Below are 25,078 nucleotides of genomic sequence, written 5' to 3' on the forward strand. Positions count from 1 at the left end.
GTTACTCGACGGTGTCCGCGAGTGTGCCCAGGTAAAGCTGGATGACCTTGGGATCCTTCATGAGCTCCCGCCCGGTCCCGGTGTACGCGTCCTTGCCCTGGTCCAGGACATAGCCGCGGTCACAGATCTGCAGGCAGCGCCGGGCGTTCTGCTCAACCATGATGACCGAGACGCCTGCACGGTTGATCTCGTGCACCCGAAGGAACGTCTCGTCCTGCTTGACAGGGGAGAGGCCAGCGGAGGGCTCGTCCAGCAGCAGCACCGCCGGATCCATCATCAGGGCCCGTCCCATCGCCACCATCTGGCGTTCACCGCCGGAGAGCGATCCGGCGCGCTGGGCCCGCCGCTTGCCGAGTTCCGGAAACAATCCGGTGACGAAGTCGAAGCGCTCGGAGAAGTCCTTGGGCCGCTGGAACATGCCCATCTGGAGATTCTCTTCGATGGTCAGTGCCGCGAACACGTTGTTGTTCTGCGGCACAAAGCCGATGCCCCGGCTGACGAGCTTATTGGCCTTGAGCCCGGTAATGTCCTGGCCGCGGACCACCACAGAACCGGAGTGGACCTTGACCAGGCCGAACATCGCCTTCAGGAGCGTGGACTTGCCGGCTCCATTGGGGCCGATGATACCGATGAGCTCACCCTTGCGGGCCTCGATGCTGCAGCCGTTGAGGATGTTGACGCCCGGGATGTAGCCCGCAATCAGGTCGGTGACCTTAACGACGGAATCCTCATCGTGCACGGGCTTGGCGGCGGGGGCCGCGCTGGTGGCGCTCATTCTGTGTCCTTCGCTGTGCTGTGCGGCTGCTGGCCAGGGGGCGGCTCCTCGGCGCTGCGCCGGCCGCGCGCCGGTCCGCTGCCGGCCGGACCGTCCGTTTCCTTCGCGACAACGTCGAGCGAGATGATGCCCGCGTTTTCGGTGCCGACAATCGATTCCTCGTCGGCCACCAGTTCGGCCGCGAGCTCTTTGATGCCTTCCGAGTCGCCCAGGTCGACATCGTGGTGGGCGCCCAGGTAGGCGTCAATCACGGCCGGGTTCTTCATGACATCGGCAGGCGGGCCTTCGGCCACGATCTTGCCCTCGGCCATCACCACCACCCAGTCGGCAATGTGCCGGACCATGTGCATGTCGTGTTCGACGAACAACACGGTCATGCCCTCGGCTTTGAGGTTCTTGATGTGGTCCAGCAGCGACTGGGTCAGGGCGGGATTAACACCGGCCATCGGCTCATCAAGCATCACGAGCTTGGGCCGCACCATGAGGGAGCGCGCCATCTCCAGGAGCTTGCGCTGGCCGCCGGAGAGGGACGCCGCGTAGTCGTCCTTCTTGGCATCCAGCTTGAACTTCTCCAGAAGCACGTCGGCGTCTGCGGTGATTTTCTTTTCCTGGCCGCCCCAGAAGCCTTTGAACAGGGCCCGTGAGAGCCGCTCGCCAGCCTGGTTGGACGCCCCAAGGCGCATATTCTCCATCACGGTCAGCTTGCCCATGACCTTGGTCAACTGGAAGGTGCGGACCATGCCCATGCGGGCCACCTTGTAGGAGGAGACGCCGGCCAGGCTGTTGCCTTCGAACTGCCACTTGCCCGTGTTGGGTGTGTCAAAACCCGTGAGCAGGTTGAACAAGGTGGTCTTGCCGGCACCGTTGGGACCAATCAGGGCCGTGATCTTGTGCCGCGGGATCTCGAGGTACTCGACGTCGACGGCGTTGATGCCGCCGAAGCTGCGGGTGACGTTTTCCGCGACGACGATCGGGTCACGCTTCTTGCAGCCGGGGGCAGTCTCCCCGGCGGCGATGGGACGCGTGTCCGTCATGTAGTCGATGGTGTCCGAGTCTTCGGACGGCAGGGGTATTTCGCTTTGCGTGCTCATGCGAACGCCAGCTCCTTCTTGTTGCCGAGGACACCTTGGGGCCTGAAGATCATCAGCAGCATCAGTGCCACACCCACCAGGATGTAACGCAGCTGCCCGGCCTGGACGGTGTTAAGCCAGGTGACGGCGCCGGATTCAATCAGGCCATAGAGGATGCCTTGTGTAAGGGACAGCACCACCCAGAAGATCATGGCGCCGATGACCGGCCCCAGCACCGTGCCGAGGCCACCGAGCAGCAGGCAGGTGTAGAGGAAGAATGTCAGCTCGGTACCGTAGTTGGCCGGCTGCACCGCGCCACGGGGGAGGGTGAAGATCATTCCAGCGAGGGCGCCGAGGACGCCGCCGATGATCAGGGCCTGCATCTTGTAGGCGTACACGTTCTTGCCCAGCGAGCGGACGGCGTTTTCGTCCTCGCGGATGCCCTTCAGGACACGACCCCACGGGCTGCGCATCAGCAGCCACACCAGGAGGCAGAGCACCGCGACGACGGCCCAGGCAACGATCCGGATGAAAAAGTCCCTGTTGTTCATTCCCATGTAGGAACCTGGCGGGAACGGGTTCATGGAGTAGAAGTCGCCTTCGAAGGCGGCGAGGCCGTTGGCCGATCCGGTGACGGCGGTCAGCTGGTTGGTGGTAACGATGTAGCGCACAATTTCCGCCGCCGCAATGGTCACAATGGCCAGGTAATCGGCCCGCAAACGGAGGGTAGGGATGCCCAGGAGCAGAGCGAAGATGGCGGCGCAGACCACTGCGATGAGCAGTCCGACGAAGAACGGAACGCCGAACGACAGAGTCGAGATGGCGAAGCCGTAGGCGCCTACTGCCATGAAGCCGGCCTGGCCGAAGTTGAGCAGGCCCGAGTAGCCGAAGTGAACTGCGAGGCCGAGGGTGGCGAGTGCATAGGCCGCCGTCGTCGGGCTGAACAGTTCTCCGGCAGCACTGGAAAGAATGAATCCAAAGTCCATGGCTGTCTCCTAACCCACGCGCTCGCGCCGGCCCAAGATGCCTTGGGGCCGGATCAGAAGGACAATAATCATGATGAACAGTGCTCCCACGTATTTGAGGTCGGCGGCGAGGCCGAACACGGTGGTCAGCTCCACGAAGATACCGACGATGATGGATCCGATCAGGGCACCCCACACGGTGCCGAGACCGCCCAGGGTGACGCCGGCGAAGATGAGCAGCAGGATCTGCGACCCCATGTCGAAGGTCACGCCGGGCCGGTAGTAGGCCCACAGGATTCCGCCGAGCGAGGCCAGCATGCCGCCGGTGACCCAGACGATCCGGATGACGGAGTCGACGTCAATGCCCGACGCCGCTGCCAGCGCCGGGTTGTCGGCGACGGCGCGGGTTGCTTTTCCGAGCCGGGTCTTGAGCAGGATGACGCCGAGGAGGGCAATGACAACCGCGCTGATGACCAGCGACCAGAGGTTGTTGGGGGAAATGGAGACCGGGCCGAGCTGGATTTCCGCGCTTTGGGCGAACGGCAGCTGCTGGGTGGCGCCGCCGAAGAAGAACTGGATGACGTAGCGGACGGCCAGGGCGAGGCCGATGCTGACGATCATCATCGGCACGAGCCCGGTTCCGCGTCGCCGCAGCGGCTTCCACAGCCCGGCGTCCTGGACGTAGCCGAATAGACCGCCGCCGAGCAGCGCGAGGATGATGGCCAGCCAGAACGGGAGATGCATCGCGTTGAAGGCGAACACCAGGACGGCGCCGAGGGTGACCATCTCACCGTGTGCGAAGTTGGTCAGCCCCGTGGTGCCGAAGATCAAAGACAGGCCCACCGAAGCCAGGGCCAGCAGCAGGCCGAAGCTCAGACCGGCGACGAGCCGGTTGATCAGGTTCTGGCCGAAGTCCTGTTGCTGCACGACGATGCCCTTGCCGAAGGCGAAGATCACCGAGAGGTTTGAGGTCTGGCTGAAGGTGACTTGACGGGGGTTTTCCTGGCCGTCGGCGAGCTTGATGCCCTCCGGGAGTGTGGATTCGTCGAGCCGGATTTCGTAGGTGCCCTGGGTGGGCACCCCGATGGTCCAGGAACCATTGGCGGTCGATTTGGCTGTTCCGGTGAAGTCGCCGCTCTTGGCGGTGATGGTGACGTCAGCAATCGGCGCCCGGTCATCTCCGCGCAGGAATCCGCTGATGCTGTTTTGGAACGTGGTTGCCGACGGGGATGGTGCCGGCGAGGGGCTCGTGGCCTGTGATGCGGGCGCGACGATCAGGAGTAGCGCGGCCACGGCGGCAAAAACAGCCCCCACAGCTTTCAGCAGTCTGCCGCGCCGTCTTTGCGACAGGCCTCTCGGTGTGCTTCTCAAAATGAAAACCTCCACATGGGGGTGGTGTGGGTTGCGCCATTGCAACCGCTGCGAACAGTCAGGGTGACGAGGTGTAGTACCTCTTGCGATGCGGTAGAGACGTACGATGCGGACTAAATAACAAAACATAACGCTTGTGATGTCCGTCACCCTATGCGGCCATGTTACAGCCCGTAGGGAGCATTGAATGCCGCCGGGAGCAGGCAAAACATCGCGATCGGATAACAACCGTGAAGCACGGTCGGTTGAGTGATTTACCGCTACTAAAGAAAACTTTTGTTGTTTCCCAGTGCGCCTAAACAGTCCCCGGGCCCGTTGCGGGGTGGTCCGCAGGGACGGGGCGGAGAGGTCACGGTTGGGTTGCGGCCCGGCCGTCGCGGGAACTAACCCTGCCCGTTGACTGTTGGAATTGGTAGCGTGGTGTAACAAGGCACGAAACTTTTCACCACCGGACCATCAACCACCCCCTTTTATATGGAGGACACCCGCAATGGCACATGGCGGAAACCCAGTCTTCAACGGAAAGAACTTCCGTGGAGCAATCCAGGCACCGCCTGCCCCGCAGGCGTACGGGCAGACCCCCGGCCAGAACCAGTACGGCCAGAACCAGTTCGGCCAGGCCCCGTATGGCCAGACTCAGACCGGCTGGAACGCTGCCCAGCAGGGCATGACCCAGGACCAGCTCCAGGACATGTACAACCGGCCCGCCGCCGGACCCGCCGACACGGGCCGCATGACCTATGACGACGTCATCATGAAGACCGCGGCCTGCCTTGCCGCCGTCATCGCCGGTGCAGCCGTCACCCTCCTGGTGGCGCCGGGGCTGGCAAACCTCCTGATGATCGTCGGTGCGCTGGGCGGCTTCGTTCTGGCACTTGTCAACACGTTCAAAAAGCAGCCTTCACCGGCGCTGATTCTGGCCTACGCCGCACTCGAGGGCCTTTTTCTCGGCGGATTGACGCGCCTCCTCGACGGCCTGTACCCGGGCGTCGGCCTGCAGGCCGTGATTGGCACCCTGTCTGTCTTCGCCGTGACGCTGGTGCTTTTCAGGAGCGGCAAGGTCCGCGCCACCCCGAAGGCCATGCGCTTCTTCATGATCGCCATGATCGGCTATGCCGTCTTCGCGCTCATCAACATGGTCATGGTCTGGACAGGTGCCGTGCAGGAGCCGTTCGGCCTGCGCACCTCGGTGGAAATCTTCGGTATCCCGCTGGGCGTCTTCATCGGTGTCCTGGCTATCGGACTGGCCGCGTTCTCCCTGATCATGGACTTCACCAGTATCGAAGCCGGCGTCCGCAGCGGCGCCCCGCAGCGCTTCTCCTGGACCGCAGCCTTTGGCCTCACGGTGACTCTGGTCTGGCTGTACGTGGAGATCATCCGCCTCCTGGCCATACTTCGCGGCAACGACTAAGTGCAAGCGGCGGCCACGCCGCTGGAGCCTAACCAAAAGGGGCCCTGCCACCAGCGGGCCCCTTTTGCGAACCCGGGCTTAGCGCCCCGGGGGTGGCGCCAGCGGGTGGCCAAGCCAGGCCGGGGCGTCATGCCAGGCCGGCGGCGGGTGGCCGGCCCGAATAATGGCGGGTCATTGGCCCCACGGTATACGGCGCATCGTGCGGCTGGGTACGGTGGTGACCATGAACCTGCTGCCTCCTGCCCCCTCCGACTCGCCCCAGCCCGACGGCACCGACTCGCCCCAGTTCGACGGCACCGACGGCCCCGGCCCGGAGACATCGGCCCGGCGTTATGCTTCCGGCCGTCAGTACGAACTGCGCCGCGGTGATGCGCTCGCCGTCGTCACCGAACTGGCGGCCGGGCTGCGGCTCTACAGCCGTGGCGGGATGCAGTTGACGGAAAGTTACGGGGACGGGGAAATTTCGCCCGGCGCGTCCGGCATCACGCTGGCGCCCTGGGCGAACCGGGTGGAAGACGGCGTCTGGTACCTCAACGGCAAGAGACAGCAGCTGGACATCACGGAAGTGTCCCGCAACAACGCCAGCCACGGGCTGCTGCGCAACGCCGCCTACGAGCTCGTCGACGAAGCCGAATTTTCCGTCACCCTCGAAGCTGCCGTGTTCCCCCAGCACGGCTATCCGTTCCTGCTGCGCCATCGGGTGCAGTACGAACTGGCCGAGGACCTGGGCCTCGTGGTCCGGCAGCAGCTGACCAACGACGCAGAGCAACCCGCGCCCTTCGTCCTGGGCGCCCACCCCTACCTCCGGCTGGGGGACGTGCCCAGCGAGGAGCTGACCATCACCGTCCGTGCCGCCACACGACTGGTCACGGACGAGCGTTTGATTCCGCGCTCGGCGGAAGCGGTCGACGGCACTTTCGACCTCCGCGCCGGGAAGCCCGTGGGCGCCCTGGATCTCGATTCCGCGTACACCGATCTGGAGTTCGACGACGGCGTTGCCCGCCACACGCTGGCCGCGCCGGACGGCCGCAGTGTGAGCCTCTGGCAGGACACGAACTGTGCTTACACCCACGTTTTTGTCACTACCGAGTTTCCTGGCCGGACCAAGGCGGTGGCGATCGAACCGATGACGGGTCCGGCCAACGCCTTCAACAGCGGTGATGGTCTCCGCTGGCTGGCCCCGGGGGAGCGGTTCGCCATGACCTGGGGTATCAGCGCCACCCTTTAGCGGTGAGCGGGCAGGGCGGGGTTTCACATCCGGGCCGGGCTGGGGAATCATGGGGCTATGACGCCTGCTGACGACGCCGCCCCGCGGAACCCCCCGCCCGCCGCCATACCCGCTACTGCACCGGCCAACGCAGTCCCTGCACCGGCGCGCCCGGTCACCGACCGGGAAATCGACCAGGACATCCCCTACGGCGTGCGGATCGCCGCATCCTGGTCCTGGCGCCTCGGACTCATCATCCTCGTGGCGGGCGCCCTGGTATGGCTGCTTAGCAGAGTCAGCTTCCTCCTGATCCCGGTGATGGTGGCTGCCCTGCTGGCCGGTCTGCTGGCACCGGTGAAAAGGTCCTTGCGGCGGAACCGTGTCCCCAACGGGCTGGCCGTCGCCATCACCATCCTGGGCTTTATCGGCCTGATCGGCGGGGCCCTTGCCCTCGTGGGACGGCAGCTCGTTTCCGGCTTCTCCGAGCTCTGGAGCCAGGCGCTGACAGGCATCCAGAAGATCCAGACCTGGCTTGCCGACGGTCCCCTGCACCTGACCGCAGCCCAAATCGACCAGTACCTCAAAGACGCCACCGACGCGCTGCAGAACAACAGCAGCAGTATCCTCAGCGGAGCGCTTTCCTTTGGCAGCACCGCGGGGCATTTCGCCGCGGGACTGGTCCTGGCGCTGTTCATCCTCATTTTCTTCCTGCTGGAAGGGGACCGCATCTGGGCGTTCCTCGTGCGGCTGCTGCCACGGAAGGCCCGCGCCGCAACGGACGGCGCCGGTCGGGTGGGCTGGTCCTCGATGGTGAGCTACGCCCGGATCCAGATGTTCGTAGCGTTCGTGGACGCGGTCGGAATCGGCGTCGGCGCGGCCATCATTGGCGTACCCCTCGCGCTGCCGCTGGGTGTTCTGGTGTTCCTGGGCTCCTTCATCCCGATTGTCGGCGCCCTCGTGACCGGCTCCGTCGCGGTGCTGCTGGCCCTCGTCGCCAACGGGTGGGTCAACGCCCTGATCATGTTGGGCATCGTTTTGCTGGTCCAGCAGCTGGAGAGCCACATCCTCCAGCCGCTGGTCATGGGCAAGGCCGTCTCGCTGCATCCCGTGTCCGTCATTCTGGCTGTCGCCGCCGGTTCCTACCTCGCCGGCATCCCCGGCGCCCTGTTCTCCGTTCCCATCCTCGCCGTAGCAAACTCGTCGATTCGCTACATTGCCGGGAGAACGTGGGAACATGAAAGTGCGCCGGCTCCAGCTACGATCCCAGGAACGAAGCCTGAGCCTGACAACGCCTGAGCCTGACAACGCCTGAGCCGTAGAAGGAGACTAGTTCGTGAACACCCTTGAGAGCCTGCCTGTCACGCTGGACGATGTCCTGGAGGCGCAGAAGCTGCTCGACGGGATCATTACGCGGACGCCGGTTGAATCCTCCCGCGCCCTGGGCAGCATGGTGGGCGGCGAGGTGGTCCTCAAGTGCGAGAACCTGCAGCGGGCCGGCTCCTTCAAAGTCCGAGGCGCCTATGTCCGGATGGCCAAGCTTTCCCCGGCCGAGAAACAGCGCGGTGTGGTGGCGGCGTCAGCCGGCAATCACGCCCAGGGAGTGGCCGTTGCGGCCAAAAGCCTGGGCATCAAGGCCCGCATCTACATGCCGCTCGGCGTCGCCCTGCCCAAACTTGCCGCGACCCGCAGCCACGGGGCCGAAGTGGTCCTGCACGGCCACAACGTTGACGAGGCCCTCGCCGAGGCGAAGCGCTACGCCGACGAGACCGGCGCCGTCTTCGTCCACCCCTTTGACGACGTCGACGTCGTCGCCGGGCAGGGCACCGTAGGACTGGAAATCCTGGAACAGATCCCGTATGTGGACACCATCCTGATGGGCGTCGGCGGCGGCGGACTGCTGGCCGGCGTGGCCGTCGCCGTGAAGGCCCGGGCCAAGGAGCTGGGCCGGGAGATCCGTATCATCGGCGTCCAGGCCGAAAACGCGGCCGCCTACCCGCCCTCGCTCGCCGCGGATGCCCTGGTGCCGCTCAAACGCGTCTCCACCATGGCCGACGGCATCGCCGTCGGCCGGCCCGGCCAGTTGCCGTTCAGCATCATCCGGGAACTCGTCGACGACGTCGTCACCGTCAGCGAGGACGCTCTGGCAAGGGCTCTGATCTTCCTGCTGGAACGGGCCAAGATGGTGGTCGAACCAGCCGGGGCCGTGGGCGTCGCGGCACTCATGGAAGGCAAGATCGAGAACCCCGGAACTGTGGCCGTGGTGCTCTCCGGCGGCAACATCGACCCGATGCTGATGCTGAAAGTCATCCAGCGCGGTCTCTCCGCCGCGGGCCGGTACATGACAGTGCGCATGATGCTGGATGACCGCCCCGGATCGCTGGCCACCATCGCCCGGATCATCGCCGAGAACGACGCCAACGTCACTGGCCTGGACCACACCCGCGTGGGCGGTTCGATCAGCATGGGCGATGTGTCCATCACCGTTAACCTGGAGACCAAGGGCCACGAACACTGCGAGCAGGTCCTCGCGGCGCTTCGGGCCGAGGGCTTCCAGCCGATCGTGGTGCACTAGGGCGCCGGCGATGCTGGAATCACTTCCCAACGGCGACCCCCGGGCCGGCGACACTCCCGCACGGCGGGCACGCACGGGTCTGCTGCTGGTCGGCGGGTTTGTGCTGGTCCTGTACGTCATTGAGTTCATCAACGCCCTCCTGCTCCATTCCTTGAACGGCGTCTTCGGACTGCGCCCCCGCCGCCTGGACGGGATCCTGGACATCCTGACGTTCCCGCTGCTGCATGCCAACCTGGGGCACCTGCTCTCCAACACGCTGCCGCTGATTATCTTCGGGTTCCTGGTGCTGCTCTCCGGGGTCCGGGTGTTCCTGACCACCCTGGCGCTGAGCTGGCTGGCCTCCGGAGTGGTGGTATGGCTCATTGGCGGGTTCAACGTCACCGTCGGGTCGTCCGGCCTGGTCTTCGGCCTTTTCGCGTTCCTGCTGGTCCGGGGCTTTGTTAACCGCAGCTGGTGGCAGATTCTGCTGTCCGTGGTGCTGTTCCTGAGCTACGGCGGGATACTTTTCGGCGTGCTGCCCACGCTGGTGGGCTACGTGTCGTGGCAGGCCCACCTCGGCGGCGCCCTCGGCGGAGTGCTCGCCGCGCTGCTCCTCAGCGTGCCCCGGACGGGAGCCCGGCTCCGGCGGCAATAGCCGCGGGCACCAAATGACCGGAGGCACGAAGGGCCGGATAACGCAGAAAGTCCCCGCCGTGGCGGGGACTTTCCGGTGGACAGGCGTGGGCCCAGTGGTCAGCCGACGTAAGGCTTGGCGGAGATGATCTCCACCGGGATGTCCTTGCCGTTCGGGGCGGTGTAGCTGAGCTTGTCGCCCTCCTTGTGGCCGACGATGGCCGCGCCCAGGGGCGACTTTTCGCTGAAGACGTCCAGATCCGAGTCGCCGGCGATTTCCCGTGAGCCGAGGAGGAAGGTTTCCTCGTCGCCGGCGATCTTGGCAACGACGATCATGCCGGGCTCGACGATTCCGTCATCGGCCGGGGATTCGCCCACGTGGGCGTCCCGGAGCAATGCGGTCAGCTGGCGGATGCGGGCTTCAATCTTGCCCTGCTCCTCTTTGGCCGCGTGGTAGCCGCCGTTTTCCTTGAGGTCGCCTTCCTGGCGCGCGGCCTCGATCTTCTGGACAATTTCTGCCCGGCCGGGGCCGGAGAGGTGGTCCAGCTCTGCCTTCAGGCGGTCAAAAGCTTCCTGGGTAAGCCAAGCTGCAGTTGCGCTGTTGGTGGTAGACACGGACTTCTCCTTTATGGTCAAACAAGCAAAGACCCCGCCACGGTGGCCACTTTTGGAACTCAGTAACCAGCTCAGCGGGGCAAAGGTATTGATCCATTGTAGTCAATCCCGTGGATATACCAAAGATGGCTGCGGCGTGCATCACATAGTGTTGCACCGGTTCCATCCGGCTGCAGGCCGGGCGGCTATCTCTTTGCGTCGGGGATCCAGCAACTGTCGACGACGCCGGAGACGGCCTGGGACTCGGTGCGCAGCGTCGCCCGGTGGGCCGTGGTGCGTCCGCCGTCGGTGCCGGCGTCCGCGGCATTGGGAGCGATGTCCACGACTTTCCAGCCGACGACGGCGAACTTGGCGTCCATTGCCTTCACCGAACATGTGGCAGCCGTGGCCGGTTCCTTGGTGACCTGGAAATCGACCTCCACGAGGGTGGCGTCAGGCGTGCTGTAGCCGATGTCCTTGAAGGTGACGCTTTCCGTCGCATTGGACGTTGAGATCCAGGCCATGAAGGCTATCCCGGCCGCAATGGCAAGGACCAGGACGATGCGCTTGGCCCTGCCGCTGAGCGTCCGCTTTTGACCGCCGTAACGATTGGCTAGGCTGGGAGATGCCGGCGCGGGCGCGGCAGGCTGATCCTTGGAAGTCACCAGTCCAGTTTAGTGTGGATTGGAGCGGGTCTTCGCCGCGTCCTCCATCCGGCGGTTGCACCGCTACTTCCGTGTCTGTAGATCAAACCCGTCGATGAAACCTGTAACGAAAGAGGAACCGTCCCACGATGACAGCGTCCACCAGCCCGTCAGCGCCGCTTCGGCTGTTGGCTGTCCATGCTCATCCCGACGACGAATCCAGCAAGGGCGCTGCCACGATGGCCATGTATGCCGCGGCCGGCGTCGACGTCCTGGTGGCCACCTGCACGGACGGCTCGCGCGGAGACATCCAGAACCCTGCGATGGAGGGCGTGCCGCACCCCAGGCGCGACATGGCCGGAGCGCGCCGGCTGGAGATGGAACACGCTGCCTCGGTCCTGGGTGTCCGGCAGCGCTGGCTGGGCTTCGTTGATTCCGGGTTGCCGGAGGGCGATCCGCTGCCGCCCCTGCCGGCGGGATCCTTCGCGACACTGCCGCTGGAACGGGCGGCCGCTCCGCTGGTCCGGCTGGTCCGCCGTTTCAAGCCGCAGGTCATCCTGAGCTACGACGAAAACGGCGGTTACCCGCACCCGGACCACATCATGGCGCACCGCGTTGCCGTGGAGGCCTTCGAGGCCGCGGGGGACCCTGCCCGGTATCCGGGAACCGGGGAGGCCTGGGCGCCCAGCAAGCTCTACTACGATCGCGCCTTCAGTCCTGAGCGTTTCCGCGCCCTGCATTTTGCGCTGGAGAATGCCGGACTGCAGTCGCCGTACGCCGAACGTCTGGCCGCCTGGCTGGAAGCGGACGCCGAAGGCCACACCCCGCCTGCGCCGACGCACGCCACGACCACCCAGATCGAGTGCGGGGATTACTTCGAAGCGCGCGATGACGCACTGCGCGCCCACCGCACCCAGGTGGACCCGGAGGGATTCTTCTTCGCCGTCTCGCCGGCCATGCAGCGCCGCGTCTGGCCGTGGGAGGACTACTCCCTGATCCAGTCGCGGGTCTCCGCGGAACAGCCGGAGAAGGACTTCTTCGCCGGGCTAAGATAGTTGCACAGGCCATTTCTATGACGCGTAGAAGACGTTGTGGAAACACTTCCCACGCAGCCCGCGGTTCGTCCTCCCGGGCCGCCGCCAGCCCCACAGAAGGTCCTTACCGTGCACTCCTTGCTCATCGCCCTGGCCACCTCCCCGGCTCCCGCACCCTCGCCGTCGCTGCGCGAGGGGCTGACCCAGGACCAGGTGACGCCCGGGTTGCTGGGCTTCCTCCTGACCGCCTTCATCGTGGTGCTTACGGCCCTTTTGATTGTGGACATGGTCCGCCGCGTCCGCCGGGTCCGGTACCGCGCCCAGGTGGAGGAGGAGCGCATGGCCGCCGCCGGGAATGAGTTCGAGAACACCGCCGCGGACCCTGCCGCCACGAAGTCCGCTCCGGAACGTGGGCCGGCACCGGATTCCGCCGGCCGGCCGGGCCCCCGCCCGGACGCCGACGGAGGTCCGGGGTCCGCTGGTCGCTGACGGCAGCACGCCCGGGTGCGGCCGGGCGCCTGGAGGGAAGTGCCTGGTCACGATAGGCCCATGACTGGGCACTCCTTCGAACTTGTGGTTTTCGACTGCGACGGCCTCCTGGTCGACTCTGAGGTGATCGCCGTCCGGGTGGACCAGCGGGTCCTCGCCGACCTCGGCTGGGAGCTGAAGCTGGAGGAGATCGTGGATCGTTTCGTCGGCAGGAGCGAAGCCGACTTCACCGCCGCACTAGAGGCGCAGGCCGCCCGGTCGGCCGGAATGCACGCCTTCGCGTATGCCGGAGGTGTAACACCGGCGGAACGTTTGGCCGGCCCCGGAATCACAGTGTTCTCCGACCTGCGGGACTTGCCCGAGCTCATTGCGTCCGGACGGCCCTGACACGCGGCCTTTGACGCCGAATGCCCCACCTTTGCCGCCTGCGCCCGGTGTGTCGGGCAGAAGAGCCGGTGAATCGCGGCAATTTTGCCTCAAAGGTGGGGAGAATCCGGGAGCAGGGAGCAGGGGAGCAGGCACGCCCGGAGGCAGGGGGCGGGCAGGCAGGGTAGCGGCCGGCCCTGGCGGAGCAGCGGTCCCCCGGCATCGCGGGGCTGGGCCCGGCAATCAGCCGAGGACGGCGATGGCAATCGCGAGATAGTGCGCAGCGAAGGCGAAGACCGTGAGGGCATGGAAGAGTTCGTGGAACCCGAAGTGCTCATAGCTGAAGTTCGGTTTCTTCAGTGCGTAAAAGACCGCGCCGGTGATGTAGAGAGCGCCGCCGACGCAGATGAGAACGGCGGAGGCCACGTTGGCGGCGAAGAAATCGGGCAGATAGAACAGTGCCCCGCAGCCCAGCGCGATGTAGATCGGCACGTACAGCCAGCGCGGCGCGTCCGTCCACAGCAGCCGGAACAGCACCCCCAAGATGGCTCCGGTCCAGATCACCCACAGCAGGAGCTCTGCCTTGGGCCGGTCCAACAGAGCCCACGCCAGCGGCGTGTAACTGCCGGCGATCACCAACATGATGTTCGTGTGGTCCAGGCGTTTCAGGACGATCTTGACCCGCGGGGACCAGTTCCCGCGGTGGTAGACGGCGCTGACGCCGAACAGCAGTACCCCGGTGAAGGCGTAGACAGCACAGGCAACCGTCAGATCCGGCGTCGGGGCCAGAATAACCAGGACCAGGCCCGCGGCCAGCGCGAGCGGAGCCGTGACGGTGTGGATCCAGCCGCGCCACTTGGGCTTGACCATCAGGAGTTCGGCCAGCCGGACCGCGGCATCGTCAAGGGGGCCTGTTCCACGGTCCGCGTGGGGCTCCGGCCCAGGCTCAGGGGTGTTGCTTTCCATGCCGCAATAATAAACTACGGCCCGGTAAGTTACCGGCGAGTAGCCCGAGGTGGGGGACGAACCGGAACTCCACGTGCGCCACAGCCCGCACTCCGGCGGGTAGCCTAGGATGTGCACAACGGTCGTACTTCAAGGAAGCCAGGTGAATCTGCGGATGGAAATGCCCGGGTTCCTCTATGGCTTCTACGAGCGCAAACTCCAGCGCTCGATGGACCCCGAGCGCATCCCACGGCACATCGGCGTCATGGTGGACGGCAACCGGCGCTGGGCCCGGCAGTTCAACGCCCCGACCAGCCAGGGCCACCAGGCCGGGGCTGACAAGATCCACGAGTTCCTCGGCTGGTGCCAGGAACTGGGCGTCAAAGTGGTCACGCTCTACATGCTCTCGACGGACAACATGAACCGCTCGGGCGAAGAACTTGACCTGCTCATGGGGATCATCGCCAACACGCTGGACCGGCTGGACGAAGACGCCGAGATTTCAGTCCATGCCATGGGCGCGCCGGAACTGCTGCCTGACTACCTTGCCGCCCGGCTCAACCGGCTCACCGCCCGCACCCCCGCCCGCGAGAAGCTCCACGTCAATGTTGCGGTCGGCTACGGCGGCCGACGGGAAATCGTGGACGCTGTCCGCGAACTGCTGCACGACGCCGTCGGACGGGGAGCGGACATCGGGAAACTCGCCGATGAACTGTCCGTTGATGACATCTCCCGTTTTCTCTACACCCGCGGGCAGCCCGATCCGGACCTGGTGATCCGTACCTCCGGGGAGCAGCGGCTCTCTGGTTTCCTGATGTGGCAAAGCGCGTACAGCGAATTTTATTTCTGCGAGGCCCTGTGGCCCGCGTTCCGGAAAGTGGATTTTCTTCGGGCCCTGCGCGACTACGCGGGCCGGCAGCGCCGCTTCGGTTCCTGACGTATCCTGCGGTTCCGGGCGCGTCCATCGAGTGTTCATCCGGCGGGAACGGGAATCGCCGGAGAATTGGCGCCAAACACTCCACGGTGGGCGTAGGTTGATCCCATCAGCAGGCAAACTGCCCGCTGATCGGGGAGGCCGATACATGGAGCGGATGTCCGCACCGGGTGTAGGGGAGGCCGCGTCCGGCCTCTCGGCCGAGCCGCCTCACCACTAACAAATCCGGGCACGCGCCCCGGGGCTGGAGTTGATGTGGCTACTTCTGAACAACTGCCCGGCGTTCTCACCCACGAGGATCAGAACGCCTCTCGCGCCCGGCGAGCCACCCCCCAGGCCTGTACCGCGGAGAATTCCGCCGGAGCCGGTCTTGCTGTTTCCGGGGAAGGGACAGCACTTGGGGAAGCTGGGGAACCTGCCCGGAGCTTCGTGATCGATACCTCGGTGCTGCTCTCGGACCCGCTGGCCCTGCTGCGCTTCGCGGAGCATGAGGTGATCCTGCCGATCGTCGTCATCAGCGAACTCGAAGGCAAGCGCCACGATCCCGAGCTCGGCTATTTCGCCCGCAAGGCGCTGCGGCTCCTCGATGACCTGCGGGTGGAACACGGCGGACTCGACCGCCCCATCCCGCTGGGGCACGACGGCGGCACCCTCATGGTGGAGCTCAACCACATCTCCGCCGAGGTGCTCCCCGCCGGCTTCCGCGGCGGGGACAACGACAGCCGGATCCTCGCCGTCGCCAAGAACCTCGCCAACGAAGGCCGGGACGTCACGGTGGTGTCCAAGGACCTCCCGATGCGCGTCAAGGCTTCAGCCATGGGTCTGCAAGCGGACGAGTACCGCAACGAACTCGTCAAGGACTCCGGGTGGACCGGCGTCGCGGAAATCGACGCCGGCGAGGAGGACATCTCCACGCTCTACGGCCACGAGCCGGTCTTCATCCCGGAAGCGGCCGAGATGCCGACGAATACCGGCCTGGTCATCCACTCCCAGCGGGGCTCTGCGCTCGGCCGGGTGGGCGCCGACAAGCAGGTCCGGCTGGTCAAGGGCGACCGTGAAGTGTTCGGGTTGCACGGACGCTCGGCCGAACAGCGGCTCGCGCTCGACCTGCTCATGGATCCTTCGGTCGGTATCGTGTCCCTCGGCGGCCGCGCCGGCACGGGAAAGTCCGCACTTGCCCTCTGCGCGGGCCTTGAAGCCGTCCTGGAGCGCCGGGAACACCGCAAGGTGATTGTCTTCCGGCCGCTCTACGCGGTGGGCGGACAGGAGCTTGGCTACCTGCCCGGGTCGGAGGCGGAAAAAATGAACCCGTGGGCGCAGGCTGTTTTCGACACCCTCGGGGCACTGGTCAGCCCGGAAGTGGTGGAGGAGGTGATGGACCGCGGCATGCTTGAGGTGATGCCGCTGACCCACATCCGCGGCCGGTCACTGAACGACGCCTTCGTGATCGTGGATGAGGCGCAGTCGCTGGAAAAGAACGTCCTGCTGACGGTCATGAGCCGGATCGGGCAGAATTCCAAGATTGTCCTGACCCACGACGTCGCGCAGCGTGACAACCTGCTGGTGGGCCGGCACGACGGCGTCGCCGCCGTCGTCGAGACGCTCAAGGGGCATCCGCTCTTCGGCCACGTCACCCTCACCCGCTCCGAGCGATCGCCGATCGCTGCCCTCGTGACGGATTTACTCGAGGGGGCTGAGATCTAAGCGCCTTCAGCCGGGGCCGCGGTCCGTTTCGCCGGGCCAGGGCCCGGTGCGGCCGGAGGGTCACCTCTCGCGCGGAGGCGGTGCCCCGCCGTTGTGCAATAGACACCTCCCGCCGCTGCGCTGGGGTCGCCCGGCGACCTCCGCTTCGCTTTGGTCGGCGATGCGCTCCTCGGCGGGACATCGCCGCCATGCTTGCGGTCTGCCTACGCTGCGGTAGCCCTGTGCGTGATTGTCACCTTTCCCGCAGCGGGATTGCCAGGTATTCGGCCGTGGCCTCGTGGCCGTGCACTTGGAGGTGCCAGTCGGGGCGGATGAAGGTGGCGGGGGTGAGGCGGACTCTTTGGGCTTCCTGTCGCTGGCCGCCCCAGGACACGCGGGTGATGCCGTTGAGTTCGTAACCGAGGGAACGGGAAACGCCGAGGGACTGCTGGTTCCAGACGGCGGCCTCGGACTCGGCGACGTCGGCGCCGAGCCAGTCGAAGGCGTAGAGGGCAACGGCGGCCCGCATCTCCTTGCCGAAGCCGCGGCCATGCGCGCTTTGTTTCAGCCAGGAACCGGTGCTGACCGTCTTAAGGGTGGCGAAGTTCTTGGCCTCGATGTCCTGGCAGCCGAGGAATTCGCCCTCGTGCCAGATACCCAGGAGCAGGGTCCATTCCGGGGGCGACGTGGAGGCGCGGCACTGCCAGTACCATTGCGCCATGTTGCGGCGGAGCTCCTCCGGCGGGGCCTCGGCCCAGGGCCGGCTGAAGGGGCTGCGGCCCGGTTCGTGGATGCCGCTCAGCGCCGCGTCTGCCGCCGCCGGGATTTCCTCGTCGCGGATGGGACGCAACTCAAGGCGGGGCGTGGTCAAGGTGAGGCCGAAGGGCGGCCAGTAGCGGGCGAGTTCAGTCATCCGGGAAGCCTAACCGGGCAGCCGGTGCCCGGCCAGTTCCCCGCGCCGTCAGCCCGCCGGAAGCTCCCAGCTGATGTGCCCGCGGACGTCCGTCAGATTCATGGACTCGGCGAGGAACAAGTCATCGAGCATGTATTCCTCCACCGCCAGGATCCGAAGCCAGTGCCCGTAGCCGGGTTGGTCCTCGTCCGGCCCGCCATCCAACCAGCGGCTCGCGACGCATACGCCGGTGCCGGCGTCGATCCTGACCAGCGTCCGGCCCGGCCGGCACAGCGGCGCTCCCGGGTCGGTCGGACGGTAGCCGGGATTCGGCGTCACAGTGGTTTCGAGGGCAGGCCGGCCTTCGTGCATCACCTCGGTGATGGTGTCCAGTTCCACGGCATTCGAACGAGGAAATTCCAGCGGCACAGGGGCATTGCCGGCCAGTTCCACCGGGTCCAGCGCCGCCGCGAACCGGCCGTTGCCGAAGCCGGGTTCACCGTAGGCGGCCTCCGGGCGGCGCCGGACCAGGCCACGGTCATCGTAGACCGGGGTGACGAGGTGGGGCGGCAACAGCCAGGTCTTTCGAGTGGAGCGGACGTAGAACACATCGCGGGAGTCGTTGATGCCCGTGGTGCTGTGCAGGACCAGGCCGTCCGCTGATTCCAACCTCAGGGCCCCGGGGCGGCGGAGCCATGCACGGACCAGATCCGGTGATGAGGCAGCGTCCGCAACATCGGCGCCGGCGAGGGGCCGGTCCAGGTACTCAAAGCGCAGCGACTGCCATTTCCACGGTGATGAGCGGCAGAGGTTCCGGAAGGCGGCCGCCTCCTCCGCGGAATCTCCGGGGGTGCGCGCCCCGCGCGCGTTCACGTAGTCCCAAGCGGCCATATCCACAGCTTACGCGGGCACTGCCCCGGCAGCCGGAAACTCCCGTAGCATCCGAGGGTGATACAACGGCTCGATGAACTGGATGGGGCGACGCCGCTGGCCTTCTGGCTGGTGCTGCTGGCGTGCGCCTACCTTGCCGTCACAGCCGTGCGCCTCACGCTCATCGATGTTCGGCACCATCTGCTGCCGAACAGGATCGTTTTTCCGGCGTACGCCGTTGCCGGGGTGCTCCTGCTGGGCGCCGCGGTGCTCTCCGCGGCCTCCGGTGCGCCGGCCATGGCCGCCGTGCCCGACGCCGGTGCGGGCCTCTTCGGAGTACCCGGGCTCCGTGTGGTGGCCGGGGGAGCGGCGTTGTGGCTCTTCTACTTCCTGTTGCGCGCCTTGTATCCGCCGGGGATGGGGTTCGGCGACGTCAAGCTGGCGGGCGTGCTGGGAATGTATCTGGGGTTCCTCGGCTGGCCGCACGTGCTGGCGGGCACCCTGGCCGCATTCCTGTTTGGCGGGCTGTGGAGTCTGGCCCTGCTGGTTTCGCGGCGCGGCACCCTGAAGTCGAGTATCCCCTTCGGTCCGTTCATGCTGGCCGGCGCGGCAGTCGCCATGGTCTTTCTCCCCGCGGCATGAATCGGAAGACCCCGGGCCGATGTGACTAGGCTGGCGGCATGGCAACCCCCGACTTCATCCTCAACCTTCGCGCCAGCATCGGCCATGGGACGCTCTGGATTCCCGGAGTCCGGGCTGTCGTGTTCGACGACGCCGGCCGGGTCCTGCTTGGCCAGCGGGCCGATAACGGCCGGTGGGGACTGATCACCGGGATTCTGGAGCCAGGCGAAGAACCGGCAGCGGGTCTGCTCCGGGAGGTCCTGGAGGAGACCGGCGTCGTCGCTGTGGCCGAACGGCTGGTCTCAGTCGACGCCGTCGGGCCCACCGTTTATCCCAACGGCGACGTCTGCCACTTCCTGACGCTGGACTTCCGGTGCCGCTATGTCGCCGGGGAGGCGAGGGTCAACGACGACGAATCCCTGGCCGTGGGCTGGTTCCTGCCGCAGGAGTTCCCCGAGCTGATGCCTGGGCACCTGGAGAGCATTGACCGTGCGGGGCAGGCGGACGGGGCGGCCCACTTCCAGCCCTGAGGGCCCTACCGCACGCCGGCGGGAGTCACCGGGCCGGCGTGCCGTTCGGCCTCGAGGCGTTCTGCCTCTTCTCCGCCGACAGCCTCGCCGCGGGCCACCATGCCGGCGGTGTCCGAGAGGGGGATCTGCCGCAAGGTCAGCGCGAGCACCAGGGCCACCGCGAGGAACGGCAGCAGATACCAGAACACCGGCGCCAGCGAGTCGGCGTAGGCGTTGACGATCGCGTCCTTGAGCTGGGCCGGAAGCTGGCTGAGTGCCTGCGGATCCAGAGTGCGGGTGGACTGCGAGGCCTGTTCCGCCGAGGCTCCCGCACCGGTGAACGCCTGCGCCAGGGAATCGGAAAGCCGGGCAGTGAAGATCGAACCGAAGACCGCTACACCGAGGGAGGCGCCCACTTCCCGGAAATAGTTGTTGGTGCTCGTCGCGGTGCCGATCTGCTCGGCGGGGACGGAGTTCTGCACCACCAGCACGATCACTTGCATGATCGAGCCCAGGCCCGCGCCGAAGATGAAGAGCTGGACGCAGATGATCCAGATGGGGGTGGCGGCAGTGAGGGTGGTCAGCCACAGCATTGCTGCGATGGTGAGGGCGGCCCCGAGGATCGGGAACATCTTGTACTTGCCGGTCTTGGAGATCCGGATCCCCGAGAAAATGGCCATGCCCATCAGCCCCACCATCATGGGCAGCATCAGGAGGCCGGATTCGGCTGCGGAGGTCCCGGAGGACATCTGCAGGAACGTGGGGATGAAGGCGATGGCGGCGAACATGCCCAGTCCCAGGGTGAAGCCGATCGCCGTGGAGTTTACGAAGATCCGGTTCCTGAACAGGCCCAGCGGGATGATGGGGTCCTCGGCACGCCGCTCCACGAGGACGAAAGCGACGGCGGCCAGGACCATGCCGGCGCCGAAGGCCCAGGTCAGAGGCGAGTCCCAGCCTTCGTCCTTCTTACCGCCGAAGTCGGTAAAGAAGATCAGGCAGGTGGTGGCCGCGGACAGCAGGAGCACACCCAGGATGTCGATCCGTTTCCCGGCCTTCTTGTTGGGCAGGGTCAGAGTGAACCACGCGATGGCGAACGCCGCGATGCCAATGGGGATGTTGATGTAGAACGCCCATTCCCACGTCAGGTGGTCCACGAAGTAGCCGCCCAGGAGCGGTCCGGCGACGGCGGACAGGCCGAAGATGGCACCGAGCGGGCCCATGTACTTGCCGCGGTCCTTGGCCGGAACGATGTCGGCGATGATGGCCTGGGAGAGGATCATGAGCCCGCCGCCGCCCAGTCCCTGGATGGCGCGGAAGACCACGAAGCCCCAGAAGTCGGTGGCGAACGCGCAGCCAAGGGAGGCCAGCGTAAACAAGGCGATCGCTATCAGGAACAGGTTCCGCCGGCCCAGGATGTCGCCGAACTTGCCGTAGATCGGCATCACAATAGTGGTGGCCAGCAGGTAGGCGGTGGTGATCCAGGCCTGGTGTTCCACGCCGCCGAGTTTGCCGACGATGGTGGGCATGGCGGTGGAGACGATCGTCTGGTCCAGGCTCGAGAGCAGCATGCCCGCGATCAGGGCGGAGAAGATGATCCAGATCCGTTTCTGGGTCAGCAGCAGCGGTCCGGCTGCTGGCGGGGTGCTGACGGCGGTGCTCATTGGAGTCCTTCGGTGGAGACGGGCGGGGTGGTGTCCAGCGGCTGGCAGAAGAGGGTGCGGGCGGCCGCGACGTTTTCGAGCAGCATGTCCCGGTAGGGCCGGGTGTTGTCCTCGGAGAAGTACGCGGCGCCCGTTTTGCGCGCGATGCTACCCAGGAGGAGCACTGCCATGCGGACTACGGGATGGTCTTTGGGAACGTGTTCCCGCTCGGCCAGCATCTGCGCGAATTGAGCGTCCCGTTGCTCCGAGGCGCCGATGATCCGCAGCATCAGCTGGGGTTCCTTCTCGATGACAGCAATTAGCTGGCGGGTTTCGGCCTCGCTGGCCTTCGTCTGTTCGGACAGGTCGAGGGAAAGTTGCACGAGGTCAGAGAGCAGGCTGGGGGAGATCGCGCCACGGGGAGAGCCGGCCCCGCCTGCGATGAAGCGGCCCGCCGCCGCGGCCGGAAGGTCATCGTCGACGTGTCCGATGATGGCGTCTTCTTTAGCCGGAAAGTAGTTGAAGAACGTCCGGCGGGAGATTCCGGTCTGTTCACAGACCTGTTCCACCGTGTAGCCGTTCAGGCCATGTTCTGCGGTCAGGGACCGGGCAGCGGCGGTGATCGCCGCACGGGTCGCCGCGCGCTTGCGCTCGCGGAGTCCGCCCTCGATATTTACACTATGATTCACAAAGTACATATTTGCATTGTGCGCAAGAGAGTGCAAATTATGCATCGGGGCGGCGTGGTTCCGCAGCCGGGGACGACGCCGGCCGGCACCTTTGTGCAAAGGTGCCGGCCGGCGTCGGACGGTCTGGCGGGAGTGGGCGTTCCGCCCGGGGGCGCTAGGCCTTGTGCGGCGGGCGCGTCATGGACATGACGTCCAGGGCGGTGTCCAGCTGTTCCTCGGTCAGTTCCCCGCGCTCCAGGAACCCCATCGCCACGACGGTTTCGCGGATGGTCAGGCCTTCGGCGACGGACTTCTTGGCGATTTTGGCGGCGTTTTCGTAGCCGATGAACTTGTTCAGCGGCGTCACGATGGACGGCGAGGCCTCGGCCAGGAAGCGGGCCCGTTCGACGTTGGCCGTGATGCCGTCGATCATCTTGTCGGCCATGACGCGGCTGGTGTTGGCCAGCAACCGGATGGACTCGAGCAGGTTGGCGGCCATGACGGGAATGCCGACGTTGAGTTCGAAGGCGCCGTTGGTACCGGACCAGGCGATGGTGGTGTCGTTGCCGATCACCTGGGCGCACACCATGATGGAGGCCTCGCAGATCACCGGGTTGACCTTGCCCGGCATGATCGAAGAGCCCGGCTGCAGGTCCGGGATCGCGATTTCGCCGAGGCCGGTGTTGGGGCCGGAGCCCATCCAGCGAAGGTCGTTGTTGATCTTCATGTAGGAAATCGCAATGTTGCGCAGCTGGCTGGAGGCCTCAATCAGGCCGTCGCGGTTGGCCTGGGCCTCGAAGTGGTCCCGCGCCTCGGTCAGCGGAAGCCCGGTGTCCGCGGACAGCAGTTCGATGACCCGCTCCGGGAAACCGGCGGGCGTGTTGATCCCGGTGCCGACGGCGGTGCCGCCGAGCGGAACCTCGGCCACGCGCGGGAGTGAGGCGTTGATGCGCTCGACGCCGTAGCGGACCTGTGCGGCGTAACCGCCGAACTCCTGGCCCAGGGTCACCGGGGTGGCGTCCATGAGGTGCGTGCGGCCCGACTTGACGACATCCTTGAACTCGACGGCTTTGCGCTCCAGGGACTCGGCGAGGTAGCCCAGGGCCGGGATCAGGTCGTTGATCAGGGCGGACGTGGCGGCCACGTGGACCGAGGTGGGGAAGACGTCGTTGGAGGATTGCGAGGCGTTGACGTGGTCATTCGGGTGGACCACTTTGTCGCTTCCGGCGGCTTTAAGGGCCCGGGTGGCCAGCTCGGCGAGGACCTCGTTGGTGTTCATGTTCGAGGAGGTGCCGGAACCGGTCTGGAACACGTCGATGGGGAAATCGCCGTCGTACCCACCGGCGGCCACCTCATCGGCGGCATCCGCGATCGCCTGGGCAAGCTCGCCGTCGAGCACTCCCAGTTCCGCGTTGGCCTGCGCCGCGGCCTTCTTGACGCGGGCCAACGCTTCGATGTGGGCGCGCTCAAGAGTTTTGCCGGAGATGGGAAAGTTTTCGACGGCGCGCTGTGTCTGGGCGCGGTACAAGGCGTTCACGGGGACGCGGACTTCGCCCATCGTGTCGTGTTCAATGCGGAACTCTTCGGTGTTCAACTCTTCTGTGGAAGTCATGGGGCTAGCTTATTGGGCGGAGGGGTCCCATCGAAAACCGGAAAGGGCCCGCCGCCCGGCCGCCGGAGGACCCTAGAGCTCGCCGATGCCGGAAACGAGGTCCGCCCGGCCGTCGGCCAGGGAATAGGCGAGCCCGATCACGGCGGACCGTCCGCTCCCGACAGCCTCGGAAATCACTCGCGAGCTGTCCACGAGCCGCTGTGACGTCTGCTTGACGTTTTCCACGACCATGTCGTTGACGTTGTGCTGGTCATTGCGCAGCGAGGTCAGCACCGCCGGGGTGATGCGCTCGACGAGGCTGCGCATGAAGCCGACGGGCATCTGGCCGGTCTCCATGGCGTTCTTAGTCGCCGTGACCGCGCCGCAGCTGTCATGCCCGAGGACCACGATCAGCGGCACTGAGAGGACGCTGACGCTGTACTCGAGCGAACCGAGGACGGCGTCGTCGATCACATGGCCTGCGGTGCGGACCACAAAGGCATCGCCGAGGCCCAGGTCGAAAATGATTTCAGCGGCCAGCCGGGAATCCGAGCAGCCGAAGATCACCGCGAAAGGGTGCTGGTTCTCCACGAGGGAGGAGCGGCGGGACGCGTCCTGGTTGGGATGGGAGGAGTTGCCGGAGACGAAGCGCTCGTTGCCTTCGCGGAGGCGGCGCCAGGCAAGTGCGGGAGTGAGATAGGTAGCCACGGGCCTACTTTACGGCGAAGCGGCGGAAGACGGTGAAACTGTTGCTTGGGTGTTTCCGGTCGACGCGGCGGGATTCCCCTGCAGGGACGTGACGACGGCGGCCGCCAGCTTGGTGAACTCATCGAGTTGGGCCTCGCCGGTCAGGATGACGGTGGTGCCGCCGGCGTCCGCGAGCACCATGCTCTTCTCGCCCTTGCCGGTGTCGCGGAGCTCCCAGTCGCGGCCACCGGCACTGCGGGTGCCGGTCACGGGCGCGTTCTTCACCTGCTGCAACAGCCAGGTGGGGTTGGGTTGCCGCGTCTGCACGAGGGCTATGAAGGATTCCTTGGGGGTGAGGTAGCCCACCTCCCACGTCGGGACGCCGCTGCCCGTTCCGGACTCCCAGCGGGCATAGTTGGCGCGGAAGGTGTCGCCGGCAACCGGCGCTGCGGGGGTGAATCCTGCCACACCGGCGGCGTTGCCCGCGGCGGCGCTGACGTCGATGTTGGGCCGGTAGCCGTCGGTCTTGGGCGAGGGGTTCATCAGGACGATGGGCAGGAACGCGGCAATGCTGAGGGCCAGCGCGATGATCATGCCGATCACTGAGGCGTTGGCGCGCTTCGCCGCGCCGGCGCTGAGAACGGGTTTGGCGGGCGGCGGGCCGGATGCGCCGGGCGTTTCCGCGCCGGCGGTGCCGGCGGTGCCGGTGGGGGACCCGGGGGCTGCGGGGGGCGTTTCCTGCAATTCACTCACCCCTCTATAGTCGCCCATTTCGGTCCGATCTCACATTCGGGAGCAGAACCGGCCGGGGCGCGTGCCGTTCACGGAATGGTCATTCCACGACGCAGCTTTCCGCCACGACTATGATCAGGTACAGACGAGATCATAAAGAAACGAATCACCGCCGCGGATCGATCCTGTCCGTGCG

Annotated in this window: 26 protein-coding genes; 12 read left to right on the plus strand and 14 right to left on the minus strand. The window is 66.1% G+C overall.

Features of this window, described 5'->3' with window-relative positions; translation table 11 throughout:
* Position 1: 1 nt before the first annotated feature.
* From RCH15_RS02910 to RCH15_RS02925, 4 genes are read right to left on the minus strand one after another with little or no spacing between them, the layout of a single operon-like run.
* A complete protein-coding gene (locus RCH15_RS02910) occupies positions 2–775 on the minus strand; it encodes an ABC transporter ATP-binding protein (protein WP_326957876.1) in 774 nt (257 codons plus the stop codon).
* Entirely contained in the window at positions 772–1,866 is a 1,095-nt protein-coding gene (locus RCH15_RS02915; RefSeq protein ID WP_326957878.1) for an ABC transporter ATP-binding protein, read from the minus strand. The genes RCH15_RS02910 and RCH15_RS02915 overlap by 4 nt, the downstream gene beginning before the upstream one ends.
* Positions 1,863–2,831, minus strand: coding sequence for a branched-chain amino acid ABC transporter permease (locus RCH15_RS02920; RefSeq protein WP_326957879.1), 969 nt, complete (start codon positions 2,829–2,831; stop codon positions 1,863–1,865). Before RCH15_RS02920 ends, RCH15_RS02915 begins: the two co-directional genes overlap by 4 nt.
* Before the next feature lie 9 nt (positions 2,832–2,840).
* A complete protein-coding gene (locus tag RCH15_RS02925; RefSeq protein ID WP_326957881.1) occupies positions 2,841–4,124 on the minus strand; it encodes a branched-chain amino acid ABC transporter permease in 1,284 nt (427 codons plus the stop codon).
* A 547-nt stretch (positions 4,125–4,671) separates the two neighbouring features.
* Between RCH15_RS02925 and RCH15_RS02930 the strand changes: the two genes are divergently transcribed.
* The 5 genes from RCH15_RS02930 (at position 4,672) to RCH15_RS02950 (ending at position 10,005) form a co-directional block, all read left to right on the plus strand.
* A complete protein-coding gene (locus RCH15_RS02930) occupies positions 4,672–5,592 on the plus strand; it encodes a Bax inhibitor-1/YccA family protein (protein WP_326957883.1) in 921 nt (306 codons plus the stop codon).
* Between the two features lie 223 nt (positions 5,593–5,815).
* The gene (locus RCH15_RS02935; protein ID WP_326957884.1) at positions 5,816–6,820 is read left to right on the plus strand and encodes an aldose 1-epimerase family protein; all 1,005 of its coding nucleotides are present in this window, start codon (positions 5,816–5,818) and stop codon (positions 6,818–6,820) included.
* Positions 6,821–6,877: 57 nt separating this feature from the next.
* The gene (locus RCH15_RS02940; RefSeq protein ID WP_326957886.1) at positions 6,878–8,095 is read left to right on the plus strand and encodes an AI-2E family transporter; all 1,218 of its coding nucleotides are present in this window, start codon (positions 6,878–6,880) and stop codon (positions 8,093–8,095) included.
* A gap of 37 nt (positions 8,096–8,132) precedes the next feature.
* Complete coding sequence (gene ilvA / locus RCH15_RS02945) at positions 8,133–9,371, plus strand: threonine ammonia-lyase (protein ID WP_326957888.1); 1,239 nt, start codon at positions 8,133–8,135, stop codon at positions 9,369–9,371.
* Between the two features lie 10 nt (positions 9,372–9,381).
* Positions 9,382–10,005 carry a rhomboid family intramembrane serine protease gene (locus RCH15_RS02950; protein WP_326957890.1) on the plus strand — a complete coding sequence of 208 codons (624 nt, stop codon included), beginning with the start codon at positions 9,382–9,384 and terminating at the stop codon, positions 10,003–10,005.
* A 98-nt stretch (positions 10,006–10,103) separates the two neighbouring features.
* Here the strand turns inward: RCH15_RS02950 and greA are convergent, their stop codons facing one another.
* Complete coding sequence (greA, locus tag RCH15_RS02955) at positions 10,104–10,598, minus strand: transcription elongation factor GreA (RefSeq protein WP_326957892.1); 495 nt, start codon at positions 10,596–10,598, stop codon at positions 10,104–10,106.
* Between the two features lie 185 nt (positions 10,599–10,783).
* Positions 10,784–11,242, minus strand: a complete 459-nt coding sequence (locus RCH15_RS02960) for a DUF4307 domain-containing protein (protein WP_326957894.1) — start codon at positions 11,240–11,242, stop codon at positions 10,784–10,786.
* A gap of 128 nt (positions 11,243–11,370) precedes the next feature.
* On the opposite strand from RCH15_RS02960, the gene mca reads away from it, so the two are divergent.
* From mca to RCH15_RS02975, 3 genes are all read left to right on the plus strand, one after another.
* Positions 11,371–12,276 carry a mycothiol conjugate amidase Mca gene (gene mca / locus RCH15_RS02965; protein ID WP_326957896.1) on the plus strand — a complete coding sequence of 302 codons (906 nt, stop codon included), beginning with the start codon at positions 11,371–11,373 and terminating at the stop codon, positions 12,274–12,276.
* Between the two features lie 108 nt (positions 12,277–12,384).
* Positions 12,385–12,744: a hypothetical protein gene (locus RCH15_RS02970; RefSeq protein ID WP_326957898.1), complete on the plus strand. Its 360-nt coding sequence runs from the start codon at positions 12,385–12,387 to the stop codon at positions 12,742–12,744.
* Between the two features lie 60 nt (positions 12,745–12,804).
* Positions 12,805–13,131, plus strand: a complete 327-nt coding sequence (locus RCH15_RS02975; RefSeq protein ID WP_326957900.1) for a hypothetical protein — start codon at positions 12,805–12,807, stop codon at positions 13,129–13,131.
* Between the two features lie 222 nt (positions 13,132–13,353).
* Here RCH15_RS02975 and trhA read toward each other — a convergent pair whose 3' ends face one another.
* Positions 13,354–14,076, minus strand: coding sequence for a PAQR family membrane homeostasis protein TrhA (gene trhA / locus RCH15_RS02980; RefSeq protein ID WP_326957902.1), 723 nt, complete (start codon positions 14,074–14,076; stop codon positions 13,354–13,356).
* 154 nt (positions 14,077–14,230) lie between these two features.
* Between trhA and RCH15_RS02985 the strand changes: the two genes are divergently transcribed.
* Together RCH15_RS02985 and RCH15_RS02990 are read left to right on the plus strand one after the other, a co-directional pair.
* Positions 14,231–14,992 (plus strand): isoprenyl transferase, encoded by a 762-nt coding sequence (locus RCH15_RS02985; protein ID WP_326958464.1) that lies wholly within the window; start codon positions 14,231–14,233, stop codon positions 14,990–14,992.
* Between the two features lie 252 nt (positions 14,993–15,244).
* Complete coding sequence (locus RCH15_RS02990; protein ID WP_326957904.1) at positions 15,245–16,693, plus strand: PhoH family protein; 1,449 nt, start codon at positions 15,245–15,247, stop codon at positions 16,691–16,693.
* A 232-nt stretch (positions 16,694–16,925) separates the two neighbouring features.
* On the opposite strand, the gene RCH15_RS02995 is transcribed toward RCH15_RS02990, so the two are convergent.
* On the minus strand, positions 16,926–17,585 hold the full coding sequence (locus RCH15_RS02995; protein ID WP_326957906.1) for a GNAT family N-acetyltransferase: 660 nt from the start codon (positions 17,583–17,585) through the stop codon (positions 16,926–16,928).
* 48 nt (positions 17,586–17,633) lie between these two features.
* Positions 17,634–18,455: a hypothetical protein gene (locus RCH15_RS03000; RefSeq protein ID WP_326957908.1), complete on the minus strand. Its 822-nt coding sequence runs from the start codon at positions 18,453–18,455 to the stop codon at positions 17,634–17,636.
* 57 nt (positions 18,456–18,512) lie between these two features.
* Between RCH15_RS03000 and RCH15_RS03005 the strand changes: the two genes are divergently transcribed.
* Positions 18,513–19,076: an A24 family peptidase gene (locus tag RCH15_RS03005; protein ID WP_326957910.1), complete on the plus strand. Its 564-nt coding sequence runs from the start codon at positions 18,513–18,515 to the stop codon at positions 19,074–19,076.
* A 38-nt stretch (positions 19,077–19,114) separates the two neighbouring features.
* Positions 19,115–19,585, plus strand: coding sequence for an NUDIX hydrolase (locus tag RCH15_RS03010; protein WP_326957912.1), 471 nt, complete (start codon positions 19,115–19,117; stop codon positions 19,583–19,585).
* Positions 19,586–19,590: 5 nt separating this feature from the next.
* Here RCH15_RS03010 and RCH15_RS03015 read toward each other — a convergent pair whose 3' ends face one another.
* The 5 genes from RCH15_RS03015 to RCH15_RS03035 form a co-directional block, all read right to left on the minus strand.
* Positions 19,591–21,225: an MDR family MFS transporter gene (locus RCH15_RS03015; RefSeq protein ID WP_326957914.1), complete on the minus strand. Its 1,635-nt coding sequence runs from the start codon at positions 21,223–21,225 to the stop codon at positions 19,591–19,593.
* Positions 21,222–21,902, minus strand: coding sequence for a TetR/AcrR family transcriptional regulator (locus RCH15_RS03020; protein ID WP_409017108.1), 681 nt, complete (start codon positions 21,900–21,902; stop codon positions 21,222–21,224). Before RCH15_RS03020 ends, RCH15_RS03015 begins: the two co-directional genes overlap by 4 nt.
* A gap of 145 nt (positions 21,903–22,047) precedes the next feature.
* Positions 22,048–23,484 (minus strand): class II fumarate hydratase, encoded by a 1,437-nt coding sequence (locus RCH15_RS03025; protein WP_326957918.1) that lies wholly within the window; start codon positions 23,482–23,484, stop codon positions 22,048–22,050.
* Positions 23,485–23,556: 72 nt separating this feature from the next.
* On the minus strand, positions 23,557–24,171 hold the full coding sequence (locus tag RCH15_RS03030) for a carbonic anhydrase (protein WP_326957920.1): 615 nt from the start codon (positions 24,169–24,171) through the stop codon (positions 23,557–23,559).
* A gap of 9 nt (positions 24,172–24,180) precedes the next feature.
* Positions 24,181–24,921: a DUF4245 domain-containing protein gene (locus RCH15_RS03035; protein WP_326957922.1), complete on the minus strand. Its 741-nt coding sequence runs from the start codon at positions 24,919–24,921 to the stop codon at positions 24,181–24,183.
* Between the last annotated feature and the right edge of the window lie 157 nt (positions 24,922–25,078).

Source organism: Arthrobacter sp. MP_M4 (assembly GCF_035984855.1).
Taxonomy (GTDB): domain Bacteria; phylum Actinomycetota; class Actinomycetes; order Actinomycetales; family Micrococcaceae; genus Arthrobacter.

Bases quoted from the DNA above. Each gene is read 5' to 3' on its own strand.
- RCH15_RS02995 (WP_326957906.1), bottom strand. From the start codon at position 17,585: ATGACTGAACTCGCCCGCTACTGGCCGCCCTTCGGCCTCACCTTGACC.
- RCH15_RS03010 (WP_326957912.1), top strand. From the start codon at position 19,115: ATGGCAACCCCCGACTTCATCCTCAACCTTCGCGCCAGCATCGGCCAT.
- RCH15_RS02935 (WP_326957884.1), top strand. From the start codon at position 5,816: ATGAACCTGCTGCCTCCTGCCCCCTCCGACTCGCCCCAGCCCGACGGC.
- RCH15_RS03020 (WP_409017108.1), bottom strand. From the start codon at position 21,902: ATGTACTTTGTGAATCATAGTGTAAATATCGAGGGCGGACTCCGCGAG.
- RCH15_RS03015 (WP_326957914.1), bottom strand. From the start codon at position 21,225: ATGAGCACCGCCGTCAGCACCCCGCCAGCAGCCGGACCGCTGCTGCTG.
- RCH15_RS02950 (WP_326957890.1), top strand. From the start codon at position 9,382: ATGCTGGAATCACTTCCCAACGGCGACCCCCGGGCCGGCGACACTCCC.
- RCH15_RS02915 (WP_326957878.1), bottom strand. From the start codon at position 1,866: ATGAGCACGCAAAGCGAAATACCCCTGCCGTCCGAAGACTCGGACACC.
- trhA (WP_326957902.1), bottom strand. From the start codon at position 14,076: ATGGAAAGCAACACCCCTGAGCCTGGGCCGGAGCCCCACGCGGACCGT.
- RCH15_RS03025 (WP_326957918.1), bottom strand. From the start codon at position 23,484: ATGACTTCCACAGAAGAGTTGAACACCGAAGAGTTCCGCATTGAACAC.
- RCH15_RS03035 (WP_326957922.1), bottom strand. From the start codon at position 24,921: ATGGGCGACTATAGAGGGGTGAGTGAATTGCAGGAAACGCCCCCCGCA.
- RCH15_RS02910 (WP_326957876.1), bottom strand. From the start codon at position 775: ATGAGCGCCACCAGCGCGGCCCCCGCCGCCAAGCCCGTGCACGATGAG.
- RCH15_RS03000 (WP_326957908.1), bottom strand. From the start codon at position 18,455: ATGGCCGCTTGGGACTACGTGAACGCGCGCGGGGCGCGCACCCCCGGA.
- RCH15_RS02920 (WP_326957879.1), bottom strand. From the start codon at position 2,831: ATGGACTTTGGATTCATTCTTTCCAGTGCTGCCGGAGAACTGTTCAGC.
- mca (WP_326957896.1), top strand. From the start codon at position 11,371: ATGACAGCGTCCACCAGCCCGTCAGCGCCGCTTCGGCTGTTGGCTGTC.
- RCH15_RS02940 (WP_326957886.1), top strand. From the start codon at position 6,878: ATGACGCCTGCTGACGACGCCGCCCCGCGGAACCCCCCGCCCGCCGCC.
- RCH15_RS02930 (WP_326957883.1), top strand. From the start codon at position 4,672: ATGGCACATGGCGGAAACCCAGTCTTCAACGGAAAGAACTTCCGTGGA.
- RCH15_RS02975 (WP_326957900.1), top strand. From the start codon at position 12,805: ATGACTGGGCACTCCTTCGAACTTGTGGTTTTCGACTGCGACGGCCTC.
- RCH15_RS02985 (WP_326958464.1), top strand. From the start codon at position 14,231: ATGGAAATGCCCGGGTTCCTCTATGGCTTCTACGAGCGCAAACTCCAG.